This is a genomic window from Streptomyces sp. ITFR-21, assembly GCF_031844685.1.
Classification (GTDB): domain Bacteria; phylum Actinomycetota; class Actinomycetes; order Streptomycetales; family Streptomycetaceae; genus Actinacidiphila.
The window spans coordinates 504,459-530,021 of record NZ_CP134605.1 but is presented as its reverse complement, the minus strand read 5'-3'; the positions used below and the strand labels follow the sequence as shown (position 1 = coordinate 530,021).

At 73.4% G+C, this 25,563-nt stretch carries 23 protein-coding genes and 2 pseudogenes; 14 read left to right on the top strand and 11 right to left on the bottom strand.

What is annotated here, in order from left to right:
* Positions 1–164: 164 nt before the first annotated feature.
* The 3 genes from RLT57_RS02375 (at position 165) to RLT57_RS02365 (ending at position 4,096) form a co-directional block, all read left to right on the top strand.
* On the top strand, positions 165–488 hold the full coding sequence (locus tag RLT57_RS02375) for a plasmid stabilization protein (protein ID WP_311295694.1): 324 nt from the start codon (positions 165–167) through the stop codon (positions 486–488).
* A gap of 332 nt (positions 489–820) precedes the next feature.
* Positions 821–2,638: a thiamine pyrophosphate-requiring protein gene (locus RLT57_RS02370; protein WP_311295693.1), complete on the top strand. Its 1,818-nt coding sequence runs from the start codon at positions 821–823 to the stop codon at positions 2,636–2,638.
* Between the two features lie 453 nt (positions 2,639–3,091).
* Positions 3,092–4,096 (top strand): SDR family oxidoreductase, encoded by a 1,005-nt coding sequence (locus tag RLT57_RS02365; RefSeq protein ID WP_311295692.1) that lies wholly within the window; start codon positions 3,092–3,094, stop codon positions 4,094–4,096.
* Between the two features lie 71 nt (positions 4,097–4,167).
* Here the strand turns inward: RLT57_RS02365 and RLT57_RS02360 are convergent, their stop codons facing one another.
* Positions 4,168–5,004 carry an aldo/keto reductase gene (locus tag RLT57_RS02360; protein WP_311295691.1) on the bottom strand — a complete coding sequence of 279 codons (837 nt, stop codon included), beginning with the start codon at positions 5,002–5,004 and terminating at the stop codon, positions 4,168–4,170.
* Positions 5,005–5,387: 383 nt separating this feature from the next.
* On the opposite strand from RLT57_RS02360, the gene RLT57_RS02355 reads away from it, so the two are divergent.
* The gene (locus RLT57_RS02355) at positions 5,388–6,434 is read left to right on the top strand and encodes a LacI family DNA-binding transcriptional regulator (RefSeq protein ID WP_311295690.1); all 1,047 of its coding nucleotides are present in this window, start codon (positions 5,388–5,390) and stop codon (positions 6,432–6,434) included.
* Positions 6,435–6,604: 170 nt separating this feature from the next.
* Positions 6,605–8,683, top strand: a complete 2,079-nt coding sequence (locus RLT57_RS02350; RefSeq protein WP_311295689.1) for a SpoIIE family protein phosphatase — start codon at positions 6,605–6,607, stop codon at positions 8,681–8,683.
* A gap of 24 nt (positions 8,684–8,707) precedes the next feature.
* Here RLT57_RS02350 and RLT57_RS02345 read toward each other — a convergent pair whose 3' ends face one another.
* The 3 genes from RLT57_RS02345 to RLT57_RS02335 all read right to left on the bottom strand — a co-directional run bounded on the left by RLT57_RS02345 (position 8,708) and on the right by RLT57_RS02335 (position 10,846).
* Complete coding sequence (locus tag RLT57_RS02345) at positions 8,708–9,346, bottom strand: LysE/ArgO family amino acid transporter (protein ID WP_311295688.1); 639 nt, start codon at positions 9,344–9,346, stop codon at positions 8,708–8,710.
* Between the two features lie 345 nt (positions 9,347–9,691).
* Positions 9,692–9,916 (bottom strand): discoidin domain-containing protein, encoded by a 225-nt coding sequence (locus tag RLT57_RS02340; RefSeq protein ID WP_311300539.1) that lies wholly within the window; start codon positions 9,914–9,916, stop codon positions 9,692–9,694.
* A 15-nt stretch (positions 9,917–9,931) separates the two neighbouring features.
* Complete coding sequence (locus tag RLT57_RS02335; RefSeq protein ID WP_311300538.1) at positions 9,932–10,846, bottom strand: glycoside hydrolase family 3 protein; 915 nt, start codon at positions 10,844–10,846, stop codon at positions 9,932–9,934.
* Between the two features lie 52 nt (positions 10,847–10,898).
* Here RLT57_RS02335 and ykgO point away from each other — a divergent pair, with 52 nt between their 5' ends.
* The gene (gene ykgO / locus RLT57_RS02330) at positions 10,899–11,021 is read left to right on the top strand and encodes a type B 50S ribosomal protein L36 (RefSeq protein ID WP_311295687.1); all 123 of its coding nucleotides are present in this window, start codon (positions 10,899–10,901) and stop codon (positions 11,019–11,021) included.
* A gap of 111 nt (positions 11,022–11,132) precedes the next feature.
* On the opposite strand, the pseudogene RLT57_RS33215 reads toward ykgO, so the two are convergent.
* Together RLT57_RS33215 and RLT57_RS02320 are read right to left on the bottom strand one after the other, a co-directional pair.
* A pseudogene (locus RLT57_RS33215) lies at positions 11,133–11,891 on the bottom strand (MerR family transcriptional regulator); the annotation flags it as partial.
* A gap of 80 nt (positions 11,892–11,971) precedes the next feature.
* On the bottom strand, positions 11,972–12,166 hold the full coding sequence (locus RLT57_RS02320; protein WP_311295685.1) for a hypothetical protein: 195 nt from the start codon (positions 12,164–12,166) through the stop codon (positions 11,972–11,974).
* A 429-nt stretch (positions 12,167–12,595) separates the two neighbouring features.
* Here RLT57_RS02320 and RLT57_RS02315 point away from each other — a divergent pair, with 429 nt between their 5' ends.
* On the top strand, positions 12,596–13,255 hold the full coding sequence (locus RLT57_RS02315; protein WP_311295684.1) for a double zinc ribbon domain-containing protein: 660 nt from the start codon (positions 12,596–12,598) through the stop codon (positions 13,253–13,255).
* Between the two features lie 132 nt (positions 13,256–13,387).
* Here the strand turns inward: RLT57_RS02315 and RLT57_RS02310 are convergent, their stop codons facing one another.
* The 3 genes from RLT57_RS02310 to RLT57_RS02300 all read right to left on the bottom strand — a co-directional run bounded on the left by RLT57_RS02310 (position 13,388) and on the right by RLT57_RS02300 (position 16,064).
* Positions 13,388–13,693 carry a hypothetical protein gene (locus RLT57_RS02310; protein WP_311295683.1) on the bottom strand — a complete coding sequence of 102 codons (306 nt, stop codon included), beginning with the start codon at positions 13,691–13,693 and terminating at the stop codon, positions 13,388–13,390.
* Between the two features lie 196 nt (positions 13,694–13,889).
* Complete coding sequence (locus tag RLT57_RS02305; protein ID WP_311295682.1) at positions 13,890–14,534, bottom strand: TetR/AcrR family transcriptional regulator; 645 nt, start codon at positions 14,532–14,534, stop codon at positions 13,890–13,892.
* A 54-nt stretch (positions 14,535–14,588) separates the two neighbouring features.
* Positions 14,589–16,064 carry an MFS transporter gene (locus RLT57_RS02300; protein WP_311295681.1) on the bottom strand — a complete coding sequence of 492 codons (1,476 nt, stop codon included), beginning with the start codon at positions 16,062–16,064 and terminating at the stop codon, positions 14,589–14,591.
* A gap of 285 nt (positions 16,065–16,349) precedes the next feature.
* Here RLT57_RS02300 and RLT57_RS02295 point away from each other — a divergent pair, with 285 nt between their 5' ends.
* Together RLT57_RS02295 and RLT57_RS02290 are read left to right on the top strand one after the other, a co-directional pair.
* Positions 16,350–17,072, top strand: a complete 723-nt coding sequence (locus tag RLT57_RS02295) for a class I SAM-dependent methyltransferase (protein ID WP_311295680.1) — start codon at positions 16,350–16,352, stop codon at positions 17,070–17,072.
* A 504-nt stretch (positions 17,073–17,576) separates the two neighbouring features.
* Positions 17,577–18,857, top strand: coding sequence for a cation:proton antiporter (locus RLT57_RS02290; protein ID WP_311295679.1), 1,281 nt, complete (start codon positions 17,577–17,579; stop codon positions 18,855–18,857).
* 99 nt (positions 18,858–18,956) lie between these two features.
* Here RLT57_RS02290 and RLT57_RS02285 read toward each other — a convergent pair whose 3' ends face one another.
* Positions 18,957–19,517: a hypothetical protein gene (locus RLT57_RS02285; protein WP_311300923.1), complete on the bottom strand. Its 561-nt coding sequence runs from the start codon at positions 19,515–19,517 to the stop codon at positions 18,957–18,959.
* A gap of 177 nt (positions 19,518–19,694) precedes the next feature.
* Here RLT57_RS02285 and RLT57_RS02280 point away from each other — a divergent pair.
* Positions 19,695–20,451 (top strand): annotated as a pseudogene (locus tag RLT57_RS02280) (alkaline phosphatase family protein); the annotation flags it as partial.
* Here the strand turns inward: RLT57_RS02280 and RLT57_RS02275 are convergent.
* Positions 20,431–21,357, bottom strand: coding sequence for a LysR family transcriptional regulator (locus tag RLT57_RS02275; protein ID WP_311295678.1), 927 nt, complete (start codon positions 21,355–21,357; stop codon positions 20,431–20,433). The pseudogene RLT57_RS02280 and the gene RLT57_RS02275 sit on opposite strands and share 21 nt — an antisense overlap.
* Before the next feature lie 256 nt (positions 21,358–21,613).
* Here RLT57_RS02275 and RLT57_RS02270 point away from each other — a divergent pair, with 256 nt between their 5' ends.
* The 4 genes from RLT57_RS02270 to RLT57_RS02255 all read left to right on the top strand — a co-directional run bounded on the left by RLT57_RS02270 (position 21,614) and on the right by RLT57_RS02255 (position 25,536).
* A complete protein-coding gene (locus tag RLT57_RS02270; RefSeq protein WP_311295677.1) occupies positions 21,614–22,318 on the top strand; it encodes a succinate dehydrogenase cytochrome b subunit in 705 nt (234 codons plus the stop codon).
* Between the two features lie 20 nt (positions 22,319–22,338).
* Positions 22,339–24,288, top strand: coding sequence for a fumarate reductase/succinate dehydrogenase flavoprotein subunit (locus RLT57_RS02265; protein WP_311300537.1), 1,950 nt, complete (start codon positions 22,339–22,341; stop codon positions 24,286–24,288).
* On the top strand, positions 24,285–25,043 hold the full coding sequence (locus tag RLT57_RS02260) for a succinate dehydrogenase/fumarate reductase iron-sulfur subunit (protein ID WP_311295676.1): 759 nt from the start codon (positions 24,285–24,287) through the stop codon (positions 25,041–25,043). The genes RLT57_RS02265 and RLT57_RS02260 overlap by 4 nt, the downstream gene beginning before the upstream one ends.
* 115 nt (positions 25,044–25,158) lie before the next feature.
* Positions 25,159–25,536, top strand: coding sequence for a DUF427 domain-containing protein (locus tag RLT57_RS02255; RefSeq protein WP_311295675.1), 378 nt, complete (start codon positions 25,159–25,161; stop codon positions 25,534–25,536).
* Positions 25,537–25,563: the final 27 nt, after the last annotated feature.

Sequence of the window (25,563 nt, the reverse complement as noted above, 5' to 3'; positions counted from 1 at the left end):
GCGGGCGCCGGCGGTCACCGGGTGCCGACACTGGAACGGCGTGCGTGCCCGCGCCGCGGCCGGGCAGGCGCCCTTCGACGGCAGGGAGCCGGAGGCCGGCGCACCGCCTGCGGCGGGCACGGCGACGAGCACACCGGCCGAACGAGTTCAGGAAGGCGGGCACCATGCCCAGCGGATCGAACGCCAAGCGCGAACGGCAGTACGAGCACATCAAGGACAGCGCCAAGGACCGCGGTGAGTCGGACAAGCGCGCCAAGGAGATCGCCTCGCGCACCGTCAACAAAGAGCGCGCCCGCTCCGGCGAGTCCAAGGCCGCCAGCCGCACCTCGACGCGCGACATGCCCTCGTCCCGGCGCGGCGGACAGCGCTCGCACTCCGGCGCGCAGGGTCCGACGCGGGACCAGCTCTACAACGAGGCCCGGCAGCGCGGTATCAAGGGCCGCTCCACCATGTCCAAGGCCCAGCTCAGCAAGGCACTCGGACGCTGACGGCCGCCCCGCCGCGCACCGCCTGCGGCACCGGGGCGGGCCGCGAGGTGGCAGGACCGCCGCCGGAGCGCGGCGGCCCGGCCCGCCCGGACCGGCTACGGGCCGACCGGCTACGGCGGCGGCCCGCCCGACGACCACCAGGAGAAGGCCGCCGCCCGCCCGCCGCGCCCTCACCCGACCGTCCCGGCCGGCCGCCGGGACCGCGCTCGCCGCCGCGGCCACCGCCGCGGGCGCCGCATACGCGCTCGTCCACCGCCGTACCCGAACCGAGCCCCGCCCGCCGGACCGACCCGGGGACCGGCGCCCGTACCGTCCGCGAGAGAGGAACCCCTGTGTCCGTCAAGGTGTCCGACCACGTACTGCAGCGGCTGCGCGAATGGGACGTGGAGCACGTCTTCGGCTATCCCGGCGACGGCATCAACGGCCTGCTCGCCGCCTGGGGCCGCGCCGAGAACAGGCCGGAGTTCATCCAGGCCCGGCACGAGGAGATGGCCGCCTTCGAGGCCGTCGGCTACGCGAAGTTCTCCGGCCGGGTCGGCGTCTGCGCGGCGACCTCCGGTCCCGGCGCGATCCACCTGCTCAACGGCCTGTACGACGCCAAGCTCGACCACGTGCCGGTCGTCGCCATCGTCGGCCAGACCAACCGCAGTGCCATGGGCGGCAGCTACCAGCAGGAGGTGGACCTGCTCAGCCTGTTCAAGGACGTCGCCTCCGACTACTGCGAGATGGTGACCGTCCCCGAGCAACTGCCCAACGTCATCGACCGGGCGATGCGCACCGCCTACGCCAAGCGCACCGTCACCGCCGTCATCATCCCCGCCGACGTGCAGGAACTCGACTACACCCCGCCGACGCACGCCTTCAAGATGGTCCCCTCCAGCCTCGGCCTGGCCGACTACGCCCCGGTGCCCGCCGACGGCGACGTCGCCCGCGCCGCCGAGGTCCTCAACTCCGGTGCGAAGGTGGCGATCCTGCTCGGCCAGGGCGCCCGGGGCGCCCGCGCGGAGGTGGAGCAGCTCGCCGACACCCTCGGCGCCGGGGTCGCCAAGGCACTGCTCGGCAAGGACGTGCTCCCCGACGACCTGCCCTACGTCACCGGCTCCGTCGGCCTGCTCGGCACCCGCCCCTCGTACGAGATGATGCGCGACTGCGACACGCTGCTGGTGATCGGATCGAGTTTCCCCTACACGCAGTTCCTGCCGGAGTTCGGCCAGGCCCGCGCGGTGCAGATCGACAACGACCCGTTCATGATCGGCATGCGTTACCCCTTCGAGGTCAACCTGGTCGGCGACGCGGCCGGCACCCTCAAGCGGCTGCTGCCGCTGCTGAAGGCGAAGCAGCACGGCGACTGGCGCAGGACCGTGGAGAGGAACACGGCCCGCTGGTGGGAGGTCATGCAGCGCCGCGCCGCGGTGGACGCCGACCCGATCAACCCCGAGTACGTGGTGCACTCCCTGGACGAACTCCTGCCGGAGAACGTCATGCTGGCCGCCGACTCCGGGTCGTCCGCCAACTGGTACGCCCGCCACCTGCGGATGCGCGGCGCCATGCGCGGCTCGCTGTCCGGGACGCTGGCCACCATGGGACCCGGCGTCCCGTACGTCATCGGCGCCAAGTTCGCGCACTCCGACCGGCCCGCCATCGCCCTCGTCGGCGACGGCGCCATGCAGATGAACGGCATGGCCGAACTCGTCACCGCCGCCAAGTACTGGCGCGGCTGGCAGGATCCGCGGCTGGTCGTCGCCGTCCTGAACAACCAGGACCTCAACCAGGTCACCTGGGAGATGCGGGCGATGGCCGGTGCCCCGCAGTTCCTGCCGTCGCAGTCGATCCCCGACGTGCGCTACGCCGACTTCGCCCGCTCCGTCGGCCTCGGCGGTGTCCGCGTCGAGGAGCCCGGCGGGGTACGGGACGCCTGGCAGCAGGCGCTGGCCGCCGACCGGCCGTTCGTCATCGACTTACGCACCGATCCCGCGGTGCCGCCGATCCCGCCGCACGCCGGCCTCGACCAGGCCGAGGCCGTCGCCTCGGCCGTACTGCACGGCGACAGCGACCGCGCGGGCATGGTCCGGCAGGGCCTCAAGGCGAAGGTGCAGGAGCTGCTGCCCGGTCGCCACCACCGCGACGACCGGCCCGGCGCGGGGGCCTGAAGTCCGCCGGGTGGATCCGCGCGGCGTCGCGGGGCCCGGCCCGCACGTCCGTCGCGGCTTCGCCGGCCGGCGACACACCTTCGCCGCCTGCCGCCTCGGCCTCGTAGCCGCATGCACCGGACCCGCTCCGCCACCCGCGGAGATCCACCCGACAGGCCCTGACCGGCCGGTTTGTCCGGATCGAGAACCCGCTCCTCGCCGGTGCCCGCAACCCCTCCGGCGAGGTGATCCGCCCCGGCGCCGCCGGAAGGCCCGGCCGCGGCGCGGACCTGCGCCCCGATACCCGCCGGACGGCTGATTCACCGGGGCCGGCGCGGGCAGGCGCACCGCATCCGGGGCCGTTCGGCGTCCCGCGGAAACCGGGCCGACGGCCGGGTCCTGCGGGGCCCCGGGCCCCTGAGCGGAACCGACAACCCCGCCCCCCGGGCAGAGCAGAAGAAGGGCACCGCCATCATGAACCGGACCGTCGTCATCACCGGCGCCAGCGCGGGGATCGGCCGGGCCAGCGCCAGGCTGTTCGCCGAACAGGGCGACCGCGTGGCCCTGCTGGCCCGCGGCCACGCCGGGCTGGACGCCGCAGCGGCCGAGGTCGAGGAGCTGGGCGGCCGGGCCCTGGCCGTACCGACCGACGTCGCCGACCACCGGCAGGTCGAGGCCGCGGCCGACGCGGCGCAGGAGGCGTTCGGACCCATCGACGTCTGGGTCAACGTCGCCTTCACCTCGGTCTTCGCGCCCTTCGCCGAGATCGCGCCGGAGGACTTCGACCGCGTCACCGCCGTCTCCTACCTGGGCTTCGTCAACGGCACCCGCGCCGCGCTGAGCCGGATGCGCCCGCGTGACCACGGCACCGTGGTCCAGGTCGGCTCCGCGCTCGGCTCCCGCTCGATCCCGCTGCAGTCCGCCTACTGCGGTGCCAAGCACGCCGTCAACGGCTTTACCGAGGCGGTCCGCACCGAGCTGATGCACGACCACAGCGCGGTGCGGATCACCCTGGTGCAGATGCCGGCCGTCAACACCCCGCAGTTCTCCTGGGTGCGGTCCCGGCTGCCCCGCGACCCCCAGCCCGTCCCGCCGATCTACCAGCCCGAGGTGGCCGCCCGCGCGGTCGCGCACGCCGCCGCGCACCCGCAGCGCAAGCAGTACTACGTCGGGGCGTCCACGGTGGCGACCATCCTCGGCAACAAGGTCGCCGCCGGACTGCTCGACCGCTACCTGGCCCGCACCGGCTACGACTCCCAGCAGACGGCCGATGTCGCCGACGACGGCCGCCCGGACAACCTCTGGCACCCGGTGGACGACGAGGCGGGCACCGACCACGGCGCGCACGGCGGCTTCGACGACCGGTCCGCGCCGCGTTCGTACCAGACCCTCGCCGCCCGCCATCCGCTGCCCGCCGCGGCGGTCCTGGTCGGCGCCGCCGCCGCGGTCGGCGAGGCGGTCCGCCGGCACCGGCGCTGAGTTCCCGCGGCACCCGGCACGGCGGGGGCCCGGCGGCGACTGCCGCCGGGCCCCCGCTCGCGTGAGGCGCCTCAGCCGGGCACGTAGTCGAGCGTGTCCGGGTCCGGGCCGGTGCGCTCGCCGCGGTCGAGGGAGGTGATCGCCACCAGGTCGTCGGCGGTCAGCTCGAAGTCGAAGAGCCGGAAGTTCTCCTCGATCCGCTCCCGGGTCACCGACTTGGGGAAGACGATGTCGCCGCGCTGGATGTGCCAGCGCAGGGTGACCTGGGCCGGGGTCCGGCCCACCCGCTCGGCCACGGCGGCGATCACCGGGTCGCCGAGCACCTTGCCCTGGGCGATCGGGGACCACGCCTCGGTGGCGATGCCGTGCTCGGCGCCGAAGGCCCGCACACCGTCCTGGGTGAGGTACGGGTGCACCTCGATCTGGTTGACCGCGGGGACCACCTCGGTCTTCTGGAACAGCCGCTCCAGGTGGTGCGGGTTGAAGTTGGACACGCCGATCGCCTTGACCCGGCCGGAGCGGTAGACCTCCTCCAGCGCCTTCCAGGTCTCGGTGAAGTCGCCCACGCCGGGCAGCGGCCAGTGGACCAGGAACAGGTCCAGGTACTCCAGGTCCAGATCGTCCAGCGTGCGGGCGAAGGCGGCGAGCGCGTCACCGTAGGCGTGGTACCCGTTGTCGAGCTTGCTGGTGACGAACACCTCGTCCCGGGCCACCCCGAACTCCCGGACGGCCTGCCCCACCTCCTTCTCGTTGCCGTACATCTCCGCGGTGTCGATGTGCCGGTAACCGGTTTCCAGGGCGGCGAGCACCGCCGCCCCGGTGTCGGCCGGCTCGATCTGGAACACCCCGAACCCCAGCTGCGGGATGGCGGTGCCGTTGTTGAGGGTGATGGTGGGGATCTGGCTCATGTCCGCGACTTCCTCGCTCGGTCGGCCATGTGTCCGTACGCGATGTCCGTACGGCGTCCGCCCGTACGTTCTCCTGTCGGCTGCCACTGGCTGGGCAGCACCCGCCTGACCTGCGATGGCGGCCGCGGTGGGCGGGCGGGCGGGTCTTCGTCGCGCCGTGCTGGCGACTTTCGCGGCCGTCTATCGCCTGCCCGCCCCGGCCGCCGCCACACCGCTTCGGCCGGCCGGCTTTTCCACCGGGTCCCGGAGAGCGCTCTCACGTAAGGATGGGAGCGGTTACGCTGTGCCCAGATCCGCTCCGTGTCCTGCCGCGCCCGTGTTCCGCCCTGTGTCCGGCGCCGTGTTCCGCCCGTGGTCCGCGCCCGGCGTGAAGGAGGCCCGCGTTGTCCCAGCCGAGCCCCGTGTCCCGTCCCACGCTGGAGGCCGTCGCGGCCCTGGCGGGGGTGTCGAGAGCCACCGCCTCGCGAGTGGTCAACGGCGGAGCGGGGGTGCGCGGCCCGCTGGTGGAGCGGGTCCGCCAGGCGGTGGACGAGCTCGGCTACGTCCCCAACCAGGCCGCCCGCACTCTGGTCACCCGGCACAACGACGCCATCGCGGTGATCGTCGCCGAACCCGAGGCCCGGTTCTTCACCGACCCCTTCTTCGCCCGCCAGATCCGCGGCATCAGCCGTGAACTGAGCACCTACGACAACCAGTTGGTGCTGCTGCTGAGCAACGGCACCTCGGACTACGAACGGGTCGGCCGCTACCTGTCCGGCGGGCACGTGGACGGCGCGCTGATCTTCTCGCTGCACACCGACGACTCGCTCACCGCGCTCGCCAGGGGCGCCGAGGTGCCGATCGTCGTCGGCGGCCGGCCCACCTGGGCGGAGCACCGCACCGGCCGCCGGACCCTCTACGTCGACTGCGACAACCGCGGCGGCGCGCGGGACGCGGTACGGCATCTGCAGGGCCTCGGCCGCCGCCGGATCGCGCACATCGCCGGGCCGCTCGACCAGCCGGCCTCGGTGGACCGGCTGGACGGCTTCCGGGACGTGTTCCCGGACACCGCGCCGGCCCTGATCGCCGAGGGCGACTTCACCCCGGAGGGCGGCGCCCGCGCGATGACCGAGCTGCTGGAGCGCTTTCCCGACCTCGACGCGGTCTTCGCCGCCTCCGACGTGATGGCCTCCGGCGCGCTGCGGGTGCTGCGCGGCACCGGCCGCCGGGTGCCGGACGACGTGGCCGTGGTGGGCTTCGACGACATGGTGTCCATAGCGGAGTGGACCGACCCGCCACTGACCACGGTCCGGCAGGACATCGAGGAGATGGGCCGGCTGATGGCCCGGCTGCTGCTGCGGGCACTGCGACCGGCGGCCGACCCGCTCGGGGTGCCCGCGCTGTCCTCGATCGTGACCCCGACCCGGCTGGTCCTGCGCGCCTCCGCCTGACAGGCGCCGCGGTGGTACCGGGCGGTCGCCGGTGGCTGCCGGTGACCGTAGCGCCGTCGGGAGAGCGCTCTCGCGGCCTGCTGAGCGGACAATCGCACCGATTTGGTCACTTGAGTGGATTTCAGGACGTTCGGCGCGCCCGGTCGGGCCGGGCACGCGATGATCGGAGGATGAGTCCGAGCGGCAGCCAGGCGAACATGTCCGAGTTCGAACCCGAGGTGTTCGACCGGGCCATCGTCGCCGTCGTGCTCACCGCGGGCCCCGACCACCGGCTGGTCTACTACAACGACGCCTTCACCCGGCTGTTCGGCCCGCGCCGGCTGGGCGCCCCCGCGGCCGAGGTCTTCCACGAGCCCAGGGCGGCCCGCTTCATACGCATGCTGGAAGGCGTCTTCCGCGACCACACCGCCCGCCAGGCCACCAGCCCCAGGACCACCGAGGGCACCCACCCCGGCGCCCCCGGCCGCCGCCACTTCGTCTACAGCTGCTCGCCGGTCGTCTCCCGCTACGGCTCCGGCGTGCTGGCCATCGCCGTCGACACCACCCCCCAGGTGGAGGCCGCCCGGCGGGCCGAGGAGCAGTCCCAGGAGCGGCACCGCGCCCTCCAGCGCTACGAGGCGCTGATGTCCGCCGTCCCGCAGATCATCTGGCTGATGAAGCCGAACGGAGAGATCACCGAGCTGGTCGGCGGCTTCGAGGAGTTCACCGGCACGGCGTGGCGGCCGGTGATCGACGCCGAGTGGCTGGCCGCCGTCCACCCGCACGACCGGGGCCGGCTGGTGCGGACCTGGAAGGAGGCGGCCGAGGACCCGCCGACCTTCTTCGTGTGCACCTCCCGGATGCGGACCGTCTCCGGCGAGTACCGGCACGTCCAGTCGCGCGCGGTGCCGGTGGTGCGCGACGGGGTGACCGAGGAGTGGATCGGCTCCTCCACCGACGTCGAGGACCAGTGGCACAACCGGCTCCGCGAACGGCTGCTGGCCCGGGTCGCCACCGTGACCGCCGCCCATGACGTGCCGCAGGCGCTCGCCGCGGTCGCCGCCGCGGTGGTGCCGGAGCTGACCGACACCTGCGCGGTGTTCATGCTGCCGAGCCCCGAGCTGACCGGCACCACCGCCCCCGACGGGACGCTGACCGTCAGGCGGGTCGCCTCCAACGCCCGGCCGGGACTGCCGCCGCTGCCCCCGCTCAGCGGCGAGATGCGCCCGGTGGGACCGCTGGCCCGGCGGGTGATCGACAGCGGCCGGCCCGAGCTGCTGGTCTTCCCCGGCGGGGAGCCGCCGGCCGGAGCCGTACCGGACGTGTCGACGCAGTGGCTGCGCGAGGCTCGGGCCACCAGCCTCGCCCTGGTGCCGATCCTCATCGACTCCACGGTGGTCGCCTTCGCCTGCGCGGCCGGCTGCCAGGACAGTCCGCCGCCGGGCCCCGCGGACGTGGAACTGCTCGTCGAGGTCCTGCACGAGGTGCGCGAACCGCTGCGCCAGGCCATGGAGCTCCAGCGCACCCGGCGCACCGCCCTCACCCTCCAGCGGGCCCTGCTCACCCACCCGCCCGAGGTGCCCGGCGCGGAGATGGCCGCGCACTACCAGCCGGCCAGCAGGACCGCCGAGGTCGGCGGCGACTGGTACGACGCGCTGCTGCTGCCCGACGGCTCGGTCACCCTCACCATCGGCGACATCGCCGGCCACGACCTGGAGGCCGCCACCTCGATGAGCCAGTTGCGCAGCATGCTGCGGGTCATCGCCTTCGACCGCTCCCGCCCGGCCGACCCCGCCGAGAGCCTGGCCCAGCTTGACCGGGTGGCGGACGGCCTGTCCATCGCGCCCCTGGTCACCGCCGTGCACGCCCGCCTGGTCCCGGCGCCCGACGGCGGCTGGCACGCCGCCTGGTCCAACGCCGGCCACCCTCCGCCGCTGCTGCTGCCCGCGGCCGGCCCGCCCCGGTACCTCGAAGGCCACGGCCCCGACCTGCCGCTGTGCGTCGCGCCCGCCGAACGCCGCCACACCTGGCACCAGGAGCTGGGGATCGGCGACACCCTGCTGCTCTACACCGACGGCCTCATCGAGATCCCCGGCACCGACCTCGCCGACGGCATGGCTGACCTCGCCGTGCAGGCCCGCGCCGCCCGGGACTGCGGGGTCTCCCTCGCCACGCTGTGCGCCCAGCTGCTGGCCGCGGTCAGCGAGCGCCGCGACGACGCCGCCGTGATCGGGTTCCGGCCGGTGGCCGCCGGCCGCCCGGCGGTCTGAACGGGTCCCGCGCCGGCCGCCCGGTCAGGCCCGAGCGGCCATCACCACGCCCAGCGTGATCATCGTGCAGGCGATCACCGCGTCCAGGATCCGCCAGGAACCCGGCCGGCCGAAGGGGCCGCGCAGCAGCCGGGCGCCGTAGCCGAGCGCGGTGAACCAGAGCACGCTGCCGGTGGCCGCGCCGAGGCCGAAGGTCCAGCGGGCGCCCCCGTAACCGGTCGAGACGGAACCCAGCAGCAGCACGGTGTCGAGATAGACGCCCGGGTTGAGCCAGGTCATCGCGAGACAAGTGAGCACCGCGGCGCGCAGGGAGCCGCCGGCGCTGCCGCCGGGTCCCGCCGGACCGTCGGGGCTGTCCGCGGTCAGGGCACCCGGGCGCAGCGCGCGGCGGGCGGCGAGCAGGCCGTAGCAGACCAGGAAGGCGCCGCCGACGAGCGCGCTCACGGTCAGCGCCGACGGCCATTGCTTCACCACCCGGCCGACCCCGCTGACGCCCACCGTGATCAGCACCGCGTCCGAGGCCGCGCAGATCGCCACCACGGCCGCCACATGCTCGCGCCGGATGCCCTGCCGTAGCACGAACGCGTTCTGGGCGCCGATGACGACGATGAGGGACAGACCGGTACCGAGACCCGCCAGGGCGGCGACGAGAACGTAGGGCATGCACCGAGACTAAGATCATCCGCGGCCGTCAGGCCAGTTCATGATCCCTACCCGGCATGAGCGGCGTTGACGATCAGGTGGCCGGGCGCCGGCGCCCGTACGGATCCCCCGCGTGTCCCCGAGCGTCCCGGCCCGGCCCACCGCCCGTCGCCCAGCCGGCCGCCGGCAACCCTCGTCGACCTCGCCGCGGGACGGTACGCGGACGTACCCCCCTACCGGCGGCAGTGGGAACCGGACGCGCGGCGCCGGCCGCCGTCGCGAGCGCGGTCGAACGCACGGCGGCCCGCACCCCGAAGGCCCCGGGCCGCCGCTGAACCGCCTGCTCGCAGTCGAGCCGACGCTGTGTCAGCTGAACGCGTCGAACTCCGCGATCGACCACCACGACGTCGAACTGCCGGTCTGGGTCACCCGGATGAACCGGGCCGGCGGCGCGGTGAACGACGCCGTGACCAGGGCCGAGGTCCCGGTACCGGTCGCCACCGGGGCCGTCCAGGTGACCCCGTCCGCGGACAGCGCCACCGAGTACCCGTCGGCGTAGTCGTTGGTGCTGGCCGCCGGGTCCATGGTGATCCGGCTGATCGAGTGCTAGGCGCCCATGTCCACCGTCACCGTCTGGCCGTTGGCCATCGGGGTGCCGGTGCTCCAGCGGGTGCCGGCGTCGCCGTCCAGCATGCGGGCCGGCACGTCACCGCCGCCGGTCGCCGAGGCGGTCGCCGTCCAGCCGGCGCGGGGCAGCACCGGGTGCGAACTGCCGCCGCCCCGCGTCATCGCGTCGGTTCCCGCGTCGTCGCCGATCACCGCGAGCGAGTGCACCGAGGAGGCCACCGGCAGCACCGGGCCCGCGTTCTTCAGCAGCACGCTGCCCTCCTCGGCGACCTGCTGCGCGACCGCAGCGTGCGCGGGCGAGGTGAGGACCGCGTCGAGATTGCCGGTGTTGGCGTAGTCGAACAGGCCCTGGCGGAACATCGACACCAGGATCCGCCGGACGTGGTCGTTGAGGGTCGCCTGCGGGACCTGTCCGCTGCTGACCGCGTTGGTCAGCGCCGTGCCGTAGTAGTCCTGGCCCGGCATCTCCAAGTCCAGGCCGTTGTCGGCGGACGCGACGGTGGAGTGGGCGGCACCCCAGTCCGAGGTGATGAAACCGGTGAAGCCCAGGTCACCCTTGAGGGTGCCGTTCTGCGGCGGCCGGTTCTCACAGGCGAAGGGGCCGTTGACGGCGAAGTACGAGCACCTCGCCGAGTCGGCCTGGCCCTGCTGGATCGCCGCCTCGAACGCCTGGGTGTAGATCTCCCGTTCGGCCCGGTCGGAGATGATCGCGTTGTCCGAGGCGTTGTTGCGGTTGGTCTCCTGGTTGTACACCGCGTAGTGCTTCACCTGGGCCATCGGGCCCTGGCTCTGGATGCCCTGGATGTCCGCGGCGCCCGGCTGCCCGGCCGGATACGGGTCCTCGCCGAGCGACTCGAGGGCGCGGCCCCAGCGGCGCCCGGAATGAACGGGGATCCGTAGCGGTTGACGTGCGTAAAAGACAAATACGAGCGGAAAGGTGCCCCGAATGAAGGTCCGTAAGTCGCTTCGGTCGCTGAAGAACCGCCCGGGGGCCCAGGTAGTGCGCCGCCGCGGCAAGGTCTACGTGATCAACCGCAAGGAACCGCGCAACAAGGCCCGCCAGGGCTGACCCCGCGACCCCGTACCCGTCCCCGTACGGCTGGCCGACTCCGGCGGCCGTACGGCGCCCCGTGAAGCCGGCCGAGCCACGCTCAGCCGGCGCGCGCAGTACCGGCCAGCAGATCCCGGTACGCCGGCCGTCCTCCGGCGTGTCCGGTCCGCCCACCAGGTAGCGCTCGCGCACCGGCCCGTCCACCGCGATGAGCCGCTCGGCGACGAAGGTCCCGAGCTCGGCGTAGGTGCCTCCGACGTCCTCGTGGGACCCCTCGTGCACGGTGACGGCCAGGTCGGCGGCCGGCAGTTCTTCCGTCGCCACCCGGCCGGAGGAGGGCAGGTCGGCGCCGACCGGCAGGTAGAAGGTGGCGGCGCCCGCGTCGTCCGCGAACAGTTCGGTGGCGTAGAGGCCGCCCGGCGGCCCGGCGGGGACGGCGCCCGCCGCCCGTACCGCCGCGTACGGCTCCTCCATCGCCGTACGCCACCGGCTGCCGACCTCGTCGTGCCGTACCGACGCGCTGATCGCGGCGGCCCGCAGCACCGGAACCGAACGGAACTCCACCGCGACCGCGGGCCGGTACGCGGCGCCCGGGTCGAACAGGCCGCGCAGCGCGCCGACCGCCCGCCGGGTCTGGTCCAGCCGGGCCTCCATCCGGCGCAGGTGCGCCGCGATGACCGCGTCGCGGGTGACGGCGTCCGGCGCCGCCAGGACCGCCCTGACCTCCGCCACCGGCATGTCGAGCGCTTGGAAGCAACGGATGATCCCGGCGGTGCGCACCTGCGAGGTGTCGTAGTGCCCGTATCCCGGCGAGGGGTTGATCGAGGCCGGCTCCAGCAGCCCCGCCTCGTGGTAGTGCCGCAGGGTCTTCCTGCTCAGCCCGGTCATTACCGGGAACGCCCCGATCGGCACCCGTGCGGCCATCCGGTCCACCTCCTTCCTGTCGTCGGCCGCCCCCTTGCGCGCCATCATGGCCGGTCGGGGGCGCAAGCCGCCGCTGCCGGGGTGCGCGGCGCCGCTCCTACGATCCGCAGTGCCGCGATGAGGCCGTCGCGCAGCGTGAAACCGAAGCGCAGGTCGGCCTGCCCGCCCGGGAAGTCCCCGGCCACGTGCACCCGCGGCCGGTACTCGCCGTCCGCGCCGGGCTCCTCGACGCCCGTCACGGTGCTGGTGTGCGTCCAGCGGTCGGCCACCGCGGTGCGCCGGGCGGCGATCTCGTCCCGGCCCCGGTAGGTCTGCCCCTCGTCCAGTACGGTGCCGTCCGGCGTGAGCAGCCGGCGCAGGCCCGCGCGTCCTGCCTGTCGGCGGCCAGCAGGCAGCGGGCGACGGCCGGGGGAGTGGTGGCGGTGTCCATGGGGCCCTCCCCGAGGGGGTTCCGCTGCTCGCCCCGGCGTTCCGCCGGCTCCCTTCGACCCCTGACCATCCCCCAGGGGGGGCAAGCGACACGCCCCCCAACCGGTATGGGAGGGTGTTTCTCGCCCGGCCGGCACGCCGGTGGCGGGCAGAACCGGCCGGGCGCCCGCGGCGTTCACTTCCGGTGAGAGGACGGTGCGGCAGGGGGCCGTACCGCGCGGCGCTCGGGGAGGCGTGCAATGAGTGCGGAGATCTACTTCAGCAACAACTACCGCGATCTGTGTCAGGAGCACGGCACGGGGGCGGGCTTCCAGTTCGAGTTCTCCTGCGGGCGGTGCTACGACACCTGGCGGTCGCCGTTCGAGGCGTACACCAGTGGCCGGGCGGCGAGTTGGGTCGACAAGGGGGTCAACGCGGCCTGGAGCGTGCTCGGCCGGACCGGGTACGGGGTGTCGAGCGCGGCCGACGGGCTGGCCGGCATGGGCTACGGCAGCGCCCGCGACGCCTCGTTCCAGCGGGCGATCAGCAACGCGCAGGGCCACTTCAACCGCTGCCCGCGGTGCACCCACTACGTCTGCAACCGCTGCTGGAACGCGGGCCAGGGCATCTGCCTGAACTGCGCCCCGGACACCGCGGCCGAGGCGCTGGCCGCCCAGCAGCGCGGCCTGAACGACGCGGTGGCGCAGCGGGCGTACGACGCCGGCCAGCAGTCGGCCGGGCGGTTCGACGTGAACGCGCCCCGGCAGCTGGTCTGCCCGCAGTGCCGTACCGAGACGCACGGCACACCGTTCTGCCCCGGCTGCGGCCACCGGATGGCACAGGAGCAGAACTGCGTGTCGTGCGCGACACCGCTGCCGGAGGGCGCCGCGTTCTGCCCGAACTGCGGCACCAGGCGCTGAGCGGCCGGCGGCCGGGACGCCGCTCGGCGGACGGGCGACGGGAACACGCGCGGCACCGCGCCCGGAAAAAACGCCGGTGCGGTGCCGCGGCGGGGGCACGCGCCGGTCAGGTCGTGACCGGCCGGTGCCCGGTCAGCGGGCCTCGATACGGCCCTGCGCCCGGTAGGAGCCGCAGGAGAGCGTCTCGGTGCCGTCACCGGTGATGTACGCGCCGTAGAGCGTGGTCACGGTGACCGGCCACTTGATGGTGCGGGTGTCCTGGCAGTCGACGACCAGCCGCCAGGTGTAGGGCGCTCCGCTGTAGCAGGTGGCGGACGCGGAGTTGCCACTGCCGGACAGGAAGCACGGCAGCTGCGCGGCCTGCGCGGGTGCGACGGCCAGCGCGCCGGTGGTGGCGGCGGCGCAGGCGGCCAGGCCGAGCAGGGTGGGGACTCGCACAGTCGGGACCTCTTTCGTGGCACGGGGGGCGGTGGCCGGCCGTTGGATCTTGCGCGCGGGTGCCACTATGCCGTGCTGTGCCAGCTGGGGTCTAGACCAATTGCGGGGAAAATCGAGACAGGCGGGAAACTGGCGGCCTCGCGTGGCGGACTGCCACACGAGGCCGTACAGGGGGCCGTTGGGCCGGGTGGGACGGTCAGCGGGCCGCCTCGGGCCCGGTCGGCCCGTGGTCGATCCGGGCCAGCTCCGCGCGGCTGACCGCCGGGCGGGCGCTGGGCGGCCGGGTGCACCGGAGCCCCGCCAGGTGGATCTCCAGGTGCCGCTGCCACGCGTCCGGTACGACGCTGCTGCCGGTCTCCACCACGCCGCGCAGGCCCCACACCAGGGTCATGATGTCGCCGAGCGTGACATGCGCCCCGATCCGGCCGGACTCGTGCGCCTGCGCCAAGAGCTGCTCGATCAGGTCGCGCAGCTGCTCGACGTGGGTCGCCCTGGTGTGGCCTACCAGCTTGTCGGCGTAGCCGTGGTGCTCGCTCAGCGAGCGGCCGATCACCCGCAGCAGGGTCTCAAGACCGGTGCCGTCGGCGCGGTCCAGCGCCCGGCGGGCCTGCTCGACCAATCCCACCAGGATCTGCCCGGCGATCTCGTCGACGAGCGCCTCCTTGTTGGGGAAGCGCCGGTACACGGTGCCGACGCCGACGCCGGCACGGGAGGCGATCAGCTCCATGCTGGCGTCCGTGCCGAACTCGGCCAGCACCGCACGGGCCGCCTCCATCACCAGCTGGTGATTGCGGGCGGCGTCCCGCCGCATCGGCCGGGCCTGCGTGTCGTGCGCTGCCATCGTCACTCCCGGTCGATGCGGCGGGCCGGTGTCCGGGGATCCCGTCCCCGGACGTCACTCCGACGTGTCACCCACGACCGTACCGCCCGGAACCAGCGCGAGCTCGGCGTGTGCCGGTTCGTCTGAGGTGAAAAGCGCGATCCGGGTGCCGCGCCTGGTCACCGGGATCAGCACGGCGGCGAACGCGGCGATCAGCAGGGCGCCGCCGAGCATGGCGAAGCCGTTGGTGTAGCCGGACTCCTTCGGCAGGCCGTCGGCGGCCGGGGAGGCAGTGACCACACTGGCCATCAGGGCGGCGCCGATGGAGCCGCCGATGGTGCGGATGTTGGCGTTCATGCCGCTGGCGACGCCGGTCTGCTCCGGTGGCACAGCGCTGACGATCAGGCTGGACATGGCGGCGAAGGCCAGCCCGAAGCCGACGCCCATGACGGCCGTGGCCACGTACAGCTCCCAGGTCTGGGTGTGCGCGAAGGCCAGCAGGGCCATCGAGCCGGTGCCGATCAGGGTGCCGAGCAGCACCACGGCCTTGCCGCCGACCCGCGCCGCGAAGCCGCTGGCGCCCAGGCCCACCAGGAACATGGTGACGCTCATCGGCAGCAGGATCAGGCCGGACTGGGTGATGCTGGCGCCGAAGCCGTATCCGGTGGACTTCGGGGTCTGCACGAACTCCGGCAGGAAGGCGAAGACCGCGTACATACCGACGCCGAACAACAGCGCGACCAGGTTGTTGGTCCACACCGCGGGCAGTCGCATCATCTTCATGTCGATCAGCGGCATGGCGGCGCGCCGCTCGACCTCGACCCAGCCCACCGCGAGCACCACGGCCGCCACGAACAGGCCGATCACCTTGTTGGAGCCCCAGCCCCAGACGGGCGCCTGGCTCAGGCCCACCAGCAGGGCGATCAGCCACGTGGACAGCAGGACGGCGGGCAGCCAGCTGATCCGGCCCGGGGTGCGGACCGGCGAGCGGGGGATGAAGTACGCGGCGGCGATGGCGGCGGCGATGGTGAGGATCATCGGCAGCCAGAACAGCCAGTGGTAGTCCAGCGCGTTGACGATCGGGCCGGCCAGCACGATGCCCAGGCCCGCGCCGACCGCGGTCAGTGAGGCGATGGCGCCCACCGCGCCGTTGAGCCTCTCGCGCGGGAACTCGTCGCGGATGATGCCGAAGGCCAGCGGCAGCACGCCGCCGCCGATGCCCTGGATGACCCGGGCGATGATCATCACCTGGACGTTGGTGGCGAGCGCGGCCAGCAGCGAGCCGGCGGCGAGCGCGCCGAGGGTGGCCACGAAGACCCGTTCCTTGCCGAGTATGTCGCCGATCCGGCCCATGATCGGGGTGAATATGGACGCCGACAGCAGATAGGCGGTCAGCACCCAGGTCACGGTGTTCTGGTTGGTGTGCAGGTCCTCCTGGATCGTCGGCAGGACGGGGGTGACCAGTGACTGGAGCAGCGCGTACGCGGTCACGCTGGCGGCGAGGACCGCGAACGTGACCTGGTGGTGCGTGCGCCGGGCCTCGGACGCCATGGGTCTCCTTCAGCGAAAGTCTGGACAACTCGGGAACCGGAATCACGGTTCCGAATACGAGATCAGAATATCCCGTCGTGAATGGCGATTCCGTTTCGTGGTCATGAGGTCTTGCGCACAGCTGAAGCACGTCGGCTCATCCCCCGCGCGGTGCCACGCCACCTTCACCCCCGGCCAACCACCGCACGCCCCACGAACTTCCCGGCCGGCGCCCGGAGGGGCCCCGGAGCGACCGAGATCACACCCGTACGGCCCGGCCGCCCGGGGTCCCCCTAAGGTGAGGGGATGTTCTCTCCGGAGGGACCCAGCCTGCGGGAGCTGGGCGAGCAGGCGCTCAGCTCCGTCGAACGCGGGTACGACCTGCTGGCGCCCAGGTTCGACCACACGCCGTTCCGTACCCCGGACCGGTTCCTCGACGCGGTGGGGGCGGGGCTGGCCGGACTCGGGCCGTTCGAGGACGGCCTCGACCTCTGCTGCGGGACCGGGGCGGGGCTGCGGGTCCTGGCGCCGCTGTGCCGGGGCAGCGTGACCGGGGCCGACTTCAGCGCCGGGATGCTGGCCGAGGCGCGGCGGGCCGGCTCGGCGCGGCGGCCGGGTCCGCGGTGGGTGCGCTGCGACGCGCGGGCGATGCCCTTCCGGGACGGCTTCGACCTGGCGGTCAGCTTCGGCGCCTTCGGGCACTTCCTGCCCGCCGAGCGGCCGGCGCTGTTCGCCGGGATCCACCGGGCGCTGCGGCCCGGCGGACTCCTCGCGTTCCCGATCGGCGCGCCGCCGCCTTTCAGCTCGCCCTGGTACTGGGCGTTCGCCGGCTTCGACGCGGCCATGCGGGTGCGCAACGCCGTATGGCGACCGCCCTTCGTGATGTACTACCGCACCTTCCCGCTCCGGGCCGTCCGGGAGGACCTGATCCGCGCCGGGTTCACTGTGGAGCTGCGCCCGCTGCCGGAGTTCGGCCGGCGCCCCGACGGCAGCCCGCGCGCCCGGCTGGTCCTGGCCGGCAGGGCGTGACCGCGCCGGGCCGGCGGCGCCGCCGGGGCCCGGCCCGATGCGGCCGGCCCCGGGGGCGGGCCGGTCCGGCGCGCGGGCCCGGGGACCGCCCGCCGGCGTGCCCCCGGGCTGCCGCCCGGCCCTGTCGCCGGCCGCTCCTGGCGGGGTAAAATCGTGGTGCCCAGCTCCAACGGCGGCTCATCCGCAGGACGTTCGGGGGCACGCCCGGCCGTGTGAAGCGGCGGGTGCGCGCCGCCGGTGGCGGGGCTCCAGCCGCCGCCCGCTCCGTTCGCTCCCGGCCGCGCGAGGAGCCGCAATGGAACCTCTTCGGCGAACCGCGGGATCCCGTCGGCACCGGCGTGTGCCGGCCTTGCGGTGCTGTCCGCCCACCGCGTGCGTTCCCGTGCCCGCCCCGCGGCCCGACGCCCGCAGTCGCGGCCGACCTGCCCTCCACCACCGGCCGGTCCTCCTCGCGAGGGCCGGCCTCGTGCCGTTACCCCGCCCCTTCGTCAAGGGAGCCACGCGATGACCTCCAGCCAAGCGAGCAGCCTGCTGACGGGCCTTGCCACCATCATCCTCGTCGCCGGCCTGCTCGGGCAGCTCGCCCGCCGATTCGGCCAGCCCGCCGTCATCGGCGAGATCCTCGCCGGCATAGCCCTCGGCCCGACCCTCTTCGGCGGCGCCGTCTCCGACGCCCTGCTGCCCACCGACATCCGCCCGTTCCTGACCGCCCTGGCCAACGTCGGCGTGGCCGTCTTCATGTTCCTGGTGGGTCTGGAGATCGACCGGGACCTGATCCGCGGCACCGGCAGGATCACCGCCTCCGTCTCACTGTCGGCCATCCTGCTGCCGTGCGGCCTCGGCATCGCGCTGGGCTACTACCTGCTCCGCGACCACCCCAGCGACAACCGGCCGGGCTTCGTGCTCTTCATGGGCGTGGCGATGTCCATCACGGCGTTCCCGGTACTGGCCCGCATCCTCACCGACCGCGACCTGCACCGTACGCCGCTGGGCGCGCTGGCCCTGTGCTGCGCCGCGGTCGGCGACGTGCTGGCCTGGTCGCTGCTCGCGGTGGTCGTCGCCATCGTCTCACCGGAGGGCCACCTCTGGCGGACGCTGCTGTTCGTGCCGTACCTGCTGCTGATGGTCTTCCCGGTCCGGCGGCTGCTGGCCCGGCCGATGAGACGGCTGTCGCAGAGCGCCGTGCCCGGCACGCTGCCGCTGGCGGTGATGTTCGCCGGACTGCTGCTGTCCGGCGCGGCCACCGAGTGGATGGGGCTGCACTTCATCTTCGGCGCGTTCCTGTTCGGCGCGGTCATCCCCCGCTCGGGCTCGGCCCCGCTGCGCGCGGTGGTGCACGAGCGGATCGGGATGGTCAACAACGTCCTGCTGCTGCCGGTGTTCTTCCTGGTCGCCGGTCTCCAGGTGGACCTGTCCCACATCGGCCCGTCCGACCTGCTGGACCTCGCGCTGATCCTGCTGGCCGCGGTCGGCGGCAAGTTCGTCGGCGCCTACACGGCGGCGCGCGCCAACAAGCTGGGCGGCCGGATCTCCGCGGCGCTGGCGCTGCTGATGAACACACGGGGGCTGACCGAGCTGATCGTCCTCAACGTCGGCCTCCAACTGCACATCCTCGACACCCGGGTGTACTCGCTGATGGTGGTGATGGCCGTGGTGACCACCGCGATAACCAGTCCGCTGCTCGAAGGCGTCTATCCGCGCCGGCTCGCCGTGAAGGCCACGGCCGGCGACCTGGCCCCGGGCCGCCGCGCGGTACCGGCGGCCGAGGAGATCGGGAAGCCGTAGCACTCCGGCGGTTCGGTGCGGCGCGGTTCCCGCGCAGTCCGGCGGGCGGGGCGGGGGCGGGTGGGCCCGCGCCGCCCGCCCGCCGGGGGAGGGGCGAGGTCAGCGGTGGCCGTCGGACCGTTTGCGGTGGAGGGTGAAGCTCTCGAAGACCGACAGCTCGCCGTTCGGCTTGTTCACGTTGTAGTACGTGACGTGCAGCTGCGTGGTGTCACCGGCGAAGCGGCCCGGGTCGACGGTGAACGCCGCGAAGCCGTAGGGGTGTTCGATGTCCCGCACGCCGGTCCAGACCGCCTGCTCCCGGACGTACGTCGCCGCGCGCCTGCCGCCCGCGGGCCGGGTGTCGGCGACCGCGGTGATCACCTTCGCGGTGCCGTCCTTGAAGAAGGACTGGTTGGTGGTGCCGGAGACACCGCCGCCGAGCACCATGTGGACGGTGCCGAGGCTGGTGTCGATGTCGTCGGTACGGGTCGAGGACGGGTTCGGGGTCAGCGTCTCGCTGCCGCTGACCACGCCGCGGACCGACAGCGACCGCTCGTAGTCGTGCTCGTGGCCGCAGACCACCAGGTCCACGCTGTAACGGTCGAACAGCGGGCCGTACTTGGCGCGCAGGCCGAGGTCGGCGCCGTTGGCGTCGGAGGAGCTGATCATCACTTGGCGCATGGCCACGACGATCCAGTCGATGTCGCGGTCCTTCCTGGCCGCCTTCAACTCCCGCTCCAGGAAGGCCAACTGACGGCCGCCGGAGTAGCCGCTGACGTAGAGGTCGCCACCGTCCTGCAGCGCGTTGTCGTCGTTCTGCAGCACGATCACCCGCACCGAGCCGGCGGTGAACGCGTACTCAACGACGCCTACCGGGGCAACCACGGCGACAACTCGCTGCTGTACGTCGACCAGTACCAGAACGCCAAGCCCGGCGACCCCTTCTACGACAAGGCCCGCACCGGCACCGACGCGGCGGCCGGCGACGGCTTCTTCGACGTGCTGCGGGCCGACGTGCAGGCCGGGAAGCTGCCGCGGATCTCCTGGATCGCCGCACCCGAGGCGTTCTCCGAGCACCCCGACCGGCCCGCCAACTACGGTGCCTGGTACGTCTCGCAGGTACTGGACGCGCTCACCTCCAACCCCGAGGTGTGGAGCAGGACCGCGCTGTTCATCACCTACGGCGAGAACGACGGCCACTTCGACCACCTGGTGCCGCCGACGGTGCTGCCCGGCGGCGCATCCACCGCCGACACCGGCCTTGAGGTCTTCGCCGGCGACGGCACCTACGCCGCCGGACCGTACGGCCTGGGCCAGCGGGTGCCGATGCTGGTGGTGTCCCCCTGGAGCACCGGCGGCTACGTCTGCTCCGAGATCTTCGAGCACACCTCGAGCCCGCGCTTCGTGGAGCGCCGCTTCGGGGCGCGCGAGCCCGACATCCCGCCCTGGCGCCGGGCCGTCTGCGGCGACCTCACCTCGGCCTTCGACTTCCGCCTCAAGAACGACCGGCCGGCCCGGCTGCCCGACACCGACGCCTACCGGCCCACCGACAAGGACCGGCACGACAAGCTACGTGCCGCTGCCGCCCGCCCCCTCACTCCGCCGCTCCCGCCGGCCGCAGCCCGTCGCGGGCCATCGCCAGCCGGGCGGAGGTCAGCAGGACGTCCTGGAAGGCGCGGGCGGCCCGCGGCGGGGCCACGTCGCCGCGGTGCGCCAGCGCGACGGTACGGCGCAGACCCGGTCGGGCCAGCGGGGTGACCCGCAGCCCGGGCCCGGCCCGGTCGGCGGCCATGGCGGGAACGACGCCGACCCCCAGACCGGCCCGCACGAAGCCGAGCACCGCGTCCATCTCGCCGCCCTCGACGGCGAGGTACGGCTCGAAGCCCGCCGCCCGGCAGGCGGCCAGCGTCAGGTCCCGCAGGTCGTAGCCGTGCCGGAACATCACCATCGGCCGCCCCTCCAGGTCGGTGATCCGCGCCGGCGGGCGCAGCGGCGGCGCCTCGGCGGAGGAGACCACCACCAGGTCCTCCTGGAACAGCTCCACCGTGGTCAGCGCGGGCGACGGGCCGGGCAGCGGCAGCACCACCAGTGCCAGGTCCAGCGCGCCGCGCGCCAGCTCCCTTACCAGGTCGTGCGAGCCGCTCTCGCGGACCAGCAGCTGGATGCCCGGGTGCCGGTCGTGGAAGGCGCGCAGCACGTCCGGCAGCAGACCGGTGCAAAGGCTTGGCGTCGCCCCGAGCCGTACCCGCCCCCGGCGCAGCTGCGCCAGCTCCAGCACCTCGTGCCGGGCGGTGTCGGCGTCGGCGAGGATCCGCCGGGCCAGCGGCAGCAGCGCCCGGCCCGCGTCGGTCAGCGTGATGTTGCCGCGGGCCCGGCTGAACAGGGCCGCGCCCAGTTCCTTCTCCAGGGCCAGGATCTGCTGCGACAGCGACGGCTGGGAGACGTGCACCGCCTCGGCGGCACGGGTGAAGTGCCGGCTGTCGGCGACGGCCACGAAGTACGCGAGCTGCTGGAACTGCACACTCCCAGGCTAGGGCCTGCCGCGGGGATCTCCGCGGCGTCGCGGCCCCGGCACGCGCTCCTGCCGCGTTCCCGCCGGCCGGCGGCACACCGCCTTGCCTTCCTTGCGCGCCGCGCAGCCGCGACGCACCCGGCCCCGCTCCGCAGCCCGCGCGGATCCGCCCGGCGGACCCTGGCCCCGTTCATAGGCACCATCTATGGAGACGAGCCCGATCATGTCTTGGACCACTGCTCACCCGCGGCCTACCGTCGTCGCCATGGCACTGGCAACGCGGCCGGACCGGCGGCCGTCGATGGCGCGGACCCTCTGGGACACCACCGTCGGCAAGAAGACGATCATGGCCGTGAGCGGCCTGGTCATGCTGCTCTACCTCTACGCCCACATGTTCGGCAACCTGAAGATCTTCTTCGGTCCCGACACCTTCAACGGCTACGCGCACTGGCTGCGCACCCTCGGCGAACCCGTCCTGCACCAGGCATGGGCGCTGTGGATCATCCGCGTCGTGCTGGCCGCCTCGGTGGTCGCGCACGGCGTGTGCGCGTACCAGCTCAGCCGGCGCGACCTCGCCGCCCGCCCGGTCGGCTACGTCCACCGCAGGGCCCGCACCGGCTACGCCACCCGCACCATGCGCTGGGGCGGGGTGATCCTCGCGCTGTTCGTCGTCTGGCACCTGCTGGACCTCACCACGCTCACCGTCAACCGCAACGCCGAGCCCGGCCACCCCTACCAGAACGTCGAGGCCACCTTCCACACCTGGTACGGCGACGTCGTCTACATCGTCGCCATGCTCGCTCTCGGCCTGCACATCCGGCACGGCTTCTGGAGCGCCGCGCAGACCCTCGGCGCCGGCAGCGCCACCCGCGACCGGGCGCTGAAGGCCACCGGCGACGTCCTGGCCGCGGTGCTGACGGCCGGCTTCATCGCCGTGCCCGTCGGGGTCATGACCGGAATCGTCCACTGAGCAGGCGGAGGACACCCACCATGGGCGACTACGCGCACTACACCACCGGCGATCCGATCGCCGACACCGCCGCCCCCGGCGGGCCCATCGCCGAACGCTGGGACACCCGCCGCTTCACCGCCGGGCTGGTCAACCCCGCCAACCGCCGCAAGCACACCGTGATCGTCGTCGGCACGGGGCTCGCCGGCGCCTCCGCGGGCGCCACCCTGGCAGAACAGGGCTACCGCGTCGTCCAGTTCTGCTACCAGGACTCCCCGCGCCGGGCCCACTCCATCGCCGCCCAGGGCGGGATCAACGCCGCCAAGAACTACCGCAACGACGGCGACTCGGTGCACCGCCTGTTCTACGACACCGTCAAGGGCGGCGACTTCCGGGCCCGCGAGTCCAACGTCCACCGGCTGGCGCAGCTCTCGGTGGAGATCATCGACCAGTGCGTCGCCCAGGGCGTGCCCTTCGCCCGCGAGTACGGCGGCCTGCTCGACACCCGCTCCTTCGGTGGCGTCCAGGTCTCCCGCACCTTCTACGCCCGTGGCCAGACCGGCCAGCAGCTGCTGCTCGGCGCCTACCAGGCGCTGTCCCGGCAGATCGCGGCCGGCACCGTCGAGTTGCACCCGCGTACCGAGATGCTCGACCTGATCGTCATCGACGGCCGGGCCCGCGGCATCGTCGCCCGCGACCTGGTCAGCGGCGAGATCGGCGGCTACTTCGCCGACGCGGTGGTACTGGCGAGCGGCGGCTACGGCAACGTCTTCCACCTGTCCACCAACGCGATGAACTCCAACGCCACCGCGATCTGGCGGGCCCACCGGCGCGGCGCGTACTTCGCCAACCCCTGCTTCACCCAGATCCACCCGACCTGCATCCCGCGCACCGGCGAGCACCAGTCCAAGCTCACCCTGATGAGCGAGTCGCTGCGCAACGACGGCCGGATCTGGGTGCCCGCGGCCACGGGCGACCGCCGCGAGCCCGCCGCCGTTCCCGAGGCCGAGCGCGACTACTACCTGGAGCGGATCTACCCGGCCTTCGGCAACCTCGTCCCGCGCGACATCGCCTCGCGCGCCGCCAAGAACGTCTGCGACGAGGGCCGCGGCGTCGGACCCGGCGGCCAGGGCGTCTACCTGGACTTCGCCGACGCCATCGCCCGGCTGGGCCGCCGGGCCGTCGCCGAGAAGTACGGCAACCTCTTCGAGATGTACGAGCGGATCACCGCGGAGAACCCGTACGAGGTCCCGATGCGGATCTACCCGGCCGTGCACTACACCATGGGCGGGCTGTGGGTGGACTACGACCTGCAGACCACCGTGCCGGGCCTGTTCGCGATCGGCGAGGCCAACTTCTCCGACCACGGCGCCAACCGGCTCGGCGCCTCGGCGCTCATGCAGGGCCTGGCCGACGGCTACTTCGTGCTGCCCGCCGCCGTGGGCGACCACCTCGCCCGGCACCCGGGGCACGACACGCCCGACCCCTCCCACCCGGCGGTCGCCGAGGCGGTCGCCGCCACCCGCGACCGGCTGCGGGCGCTGGTCGCGGTCGACGGGGACCGCACCGCCGGCTCCTTCCACCGCGAGATCGGCGAGCTGATGTGGGAGCTGTGCGGCATGGCCCGGACCGAACGGGGACTGCGCGAGGCGCTGGAGCGCCTCCCGCGGATCCGCGCGGAGTTCTGGCGCCGGATCAAGGTGCCCGGCACCGAAACCGAGTTCAACCAGTCGCTGGAACGCGCCAACCGGGTCGTGGACTACCTCGAACTCGCCGAGCTGATGTGCCTGGACGCGCTGCACCGCGCCGAGTCCTGCGGCGGCCACTTCCGCGAGGAGTACCGGACGGCCGGCGGCGAGGCCGCCCGCCGCGACGAGGAGTTCTCGTACGCCGCAGCGTGGGAGTTCACCGGCACCGGGCGGGCGCCCGTCCTGCACAAGGAGGACCTGGTTTTCGAGTACGTCCACCCCACCGAGCGGAGCTACGCATGAGGCTCACCCTCCGCGTCTGGCGGCAGCGGCACGCCGACGCCCCCGGCGCGATGACCGAATACCGGGTCGAGGACGTCTCCCCGGACATGTCCTTCCTGGAGGTGCTGGACACCCTCAACGAGCGGCTCACCCTGGAGGGCGGGCAGCCGGTCGCCTTCGACCACGACTGCCGCGAGGGCATCTGCGGCGCGTGCGGCCTCGTCATCAACGGCCAGGCGCACGGGCCGGAACGCACCACCAGCTGCCAGCTGCACATGCGGTCCTTCGCCGACGGCGACACCATCGACGTCGAGCCCTGGCGTGCCGCCGCCTTCCCGGTGGTCCGCGACCTGGTGGTGGACCGCGGTGCCTTCGACCGGATCATCCAGGCCGGCGGCTACGTCAGCGTCCCGACCGGCTCCGCCCCCGAGGCGCACGCCACGCCCGTGCCCAAGGCCGCCGCCGACCGGGCCTTCGAGCACGCCGAGTGCATCGGCTGCGGGGCGTGCGTGGCCGCCTGCCCGAACGGCTCGGCCACGCTCTTCACCGCGGCGAAGGTCAACCACCTCGGCGCGCTCCCGCAAAGCGGCCCGGAGCGCGAGACCCGGGTGCTGGACATGGTCGCCCGAATGGACGCCGAGGGCTTCGGCGGCTGCACACTGGCCGGCGAGTGCGCCACCGCCTGCCCCAAGGGCATCCCGCTCACCTCGATCACCGCGATGAACAGGGAATGGCTGCGCGCCAACCGCACGGTCGACCGCGGCCGGGGCCGGTGAACACCCGCGCCGGTACGGGGCCGCGCCGGCCGGTCCCGGCTTGACCCGGCGGGAGCGATCTGCCTATCGTCGGAAGCGTCGACGAACAGACCGGTCTACTCAATCGGAGAGTGTCATGGAACGCACTGTCAAGAAGCCGGGCCCCGACCACCCCATCACCGTCGAACCGACCGGGGAGCGCGTCGTGGTCCGCGCCGGCGGCCGGGTGATCGCCGACACCACCCGCGCGCTCACCCTGCGTGAGTCGACGTATCCGCCGGTACAGTACATCCCGCTGGAGGACATCGTTGACGGCGCGCTGCGCTCCACCGACAGCGAGAGCTACTGCCCGTACAAGGGCGACGCGTCGTACTACTCGCTGACCAGCGGCGACAACGAGATCACCGACGCGGTGTGGACCTACGAGAAGCCCTACGAGTCGGTCGGCGAGATCGCCGGCCACGTCGCCTTCTACCCGCAGCACGTGGAGATGAAGGTGGGCGGCGAGTCCTGAGGGCCGCCTCCCGGGCACACCGATCCG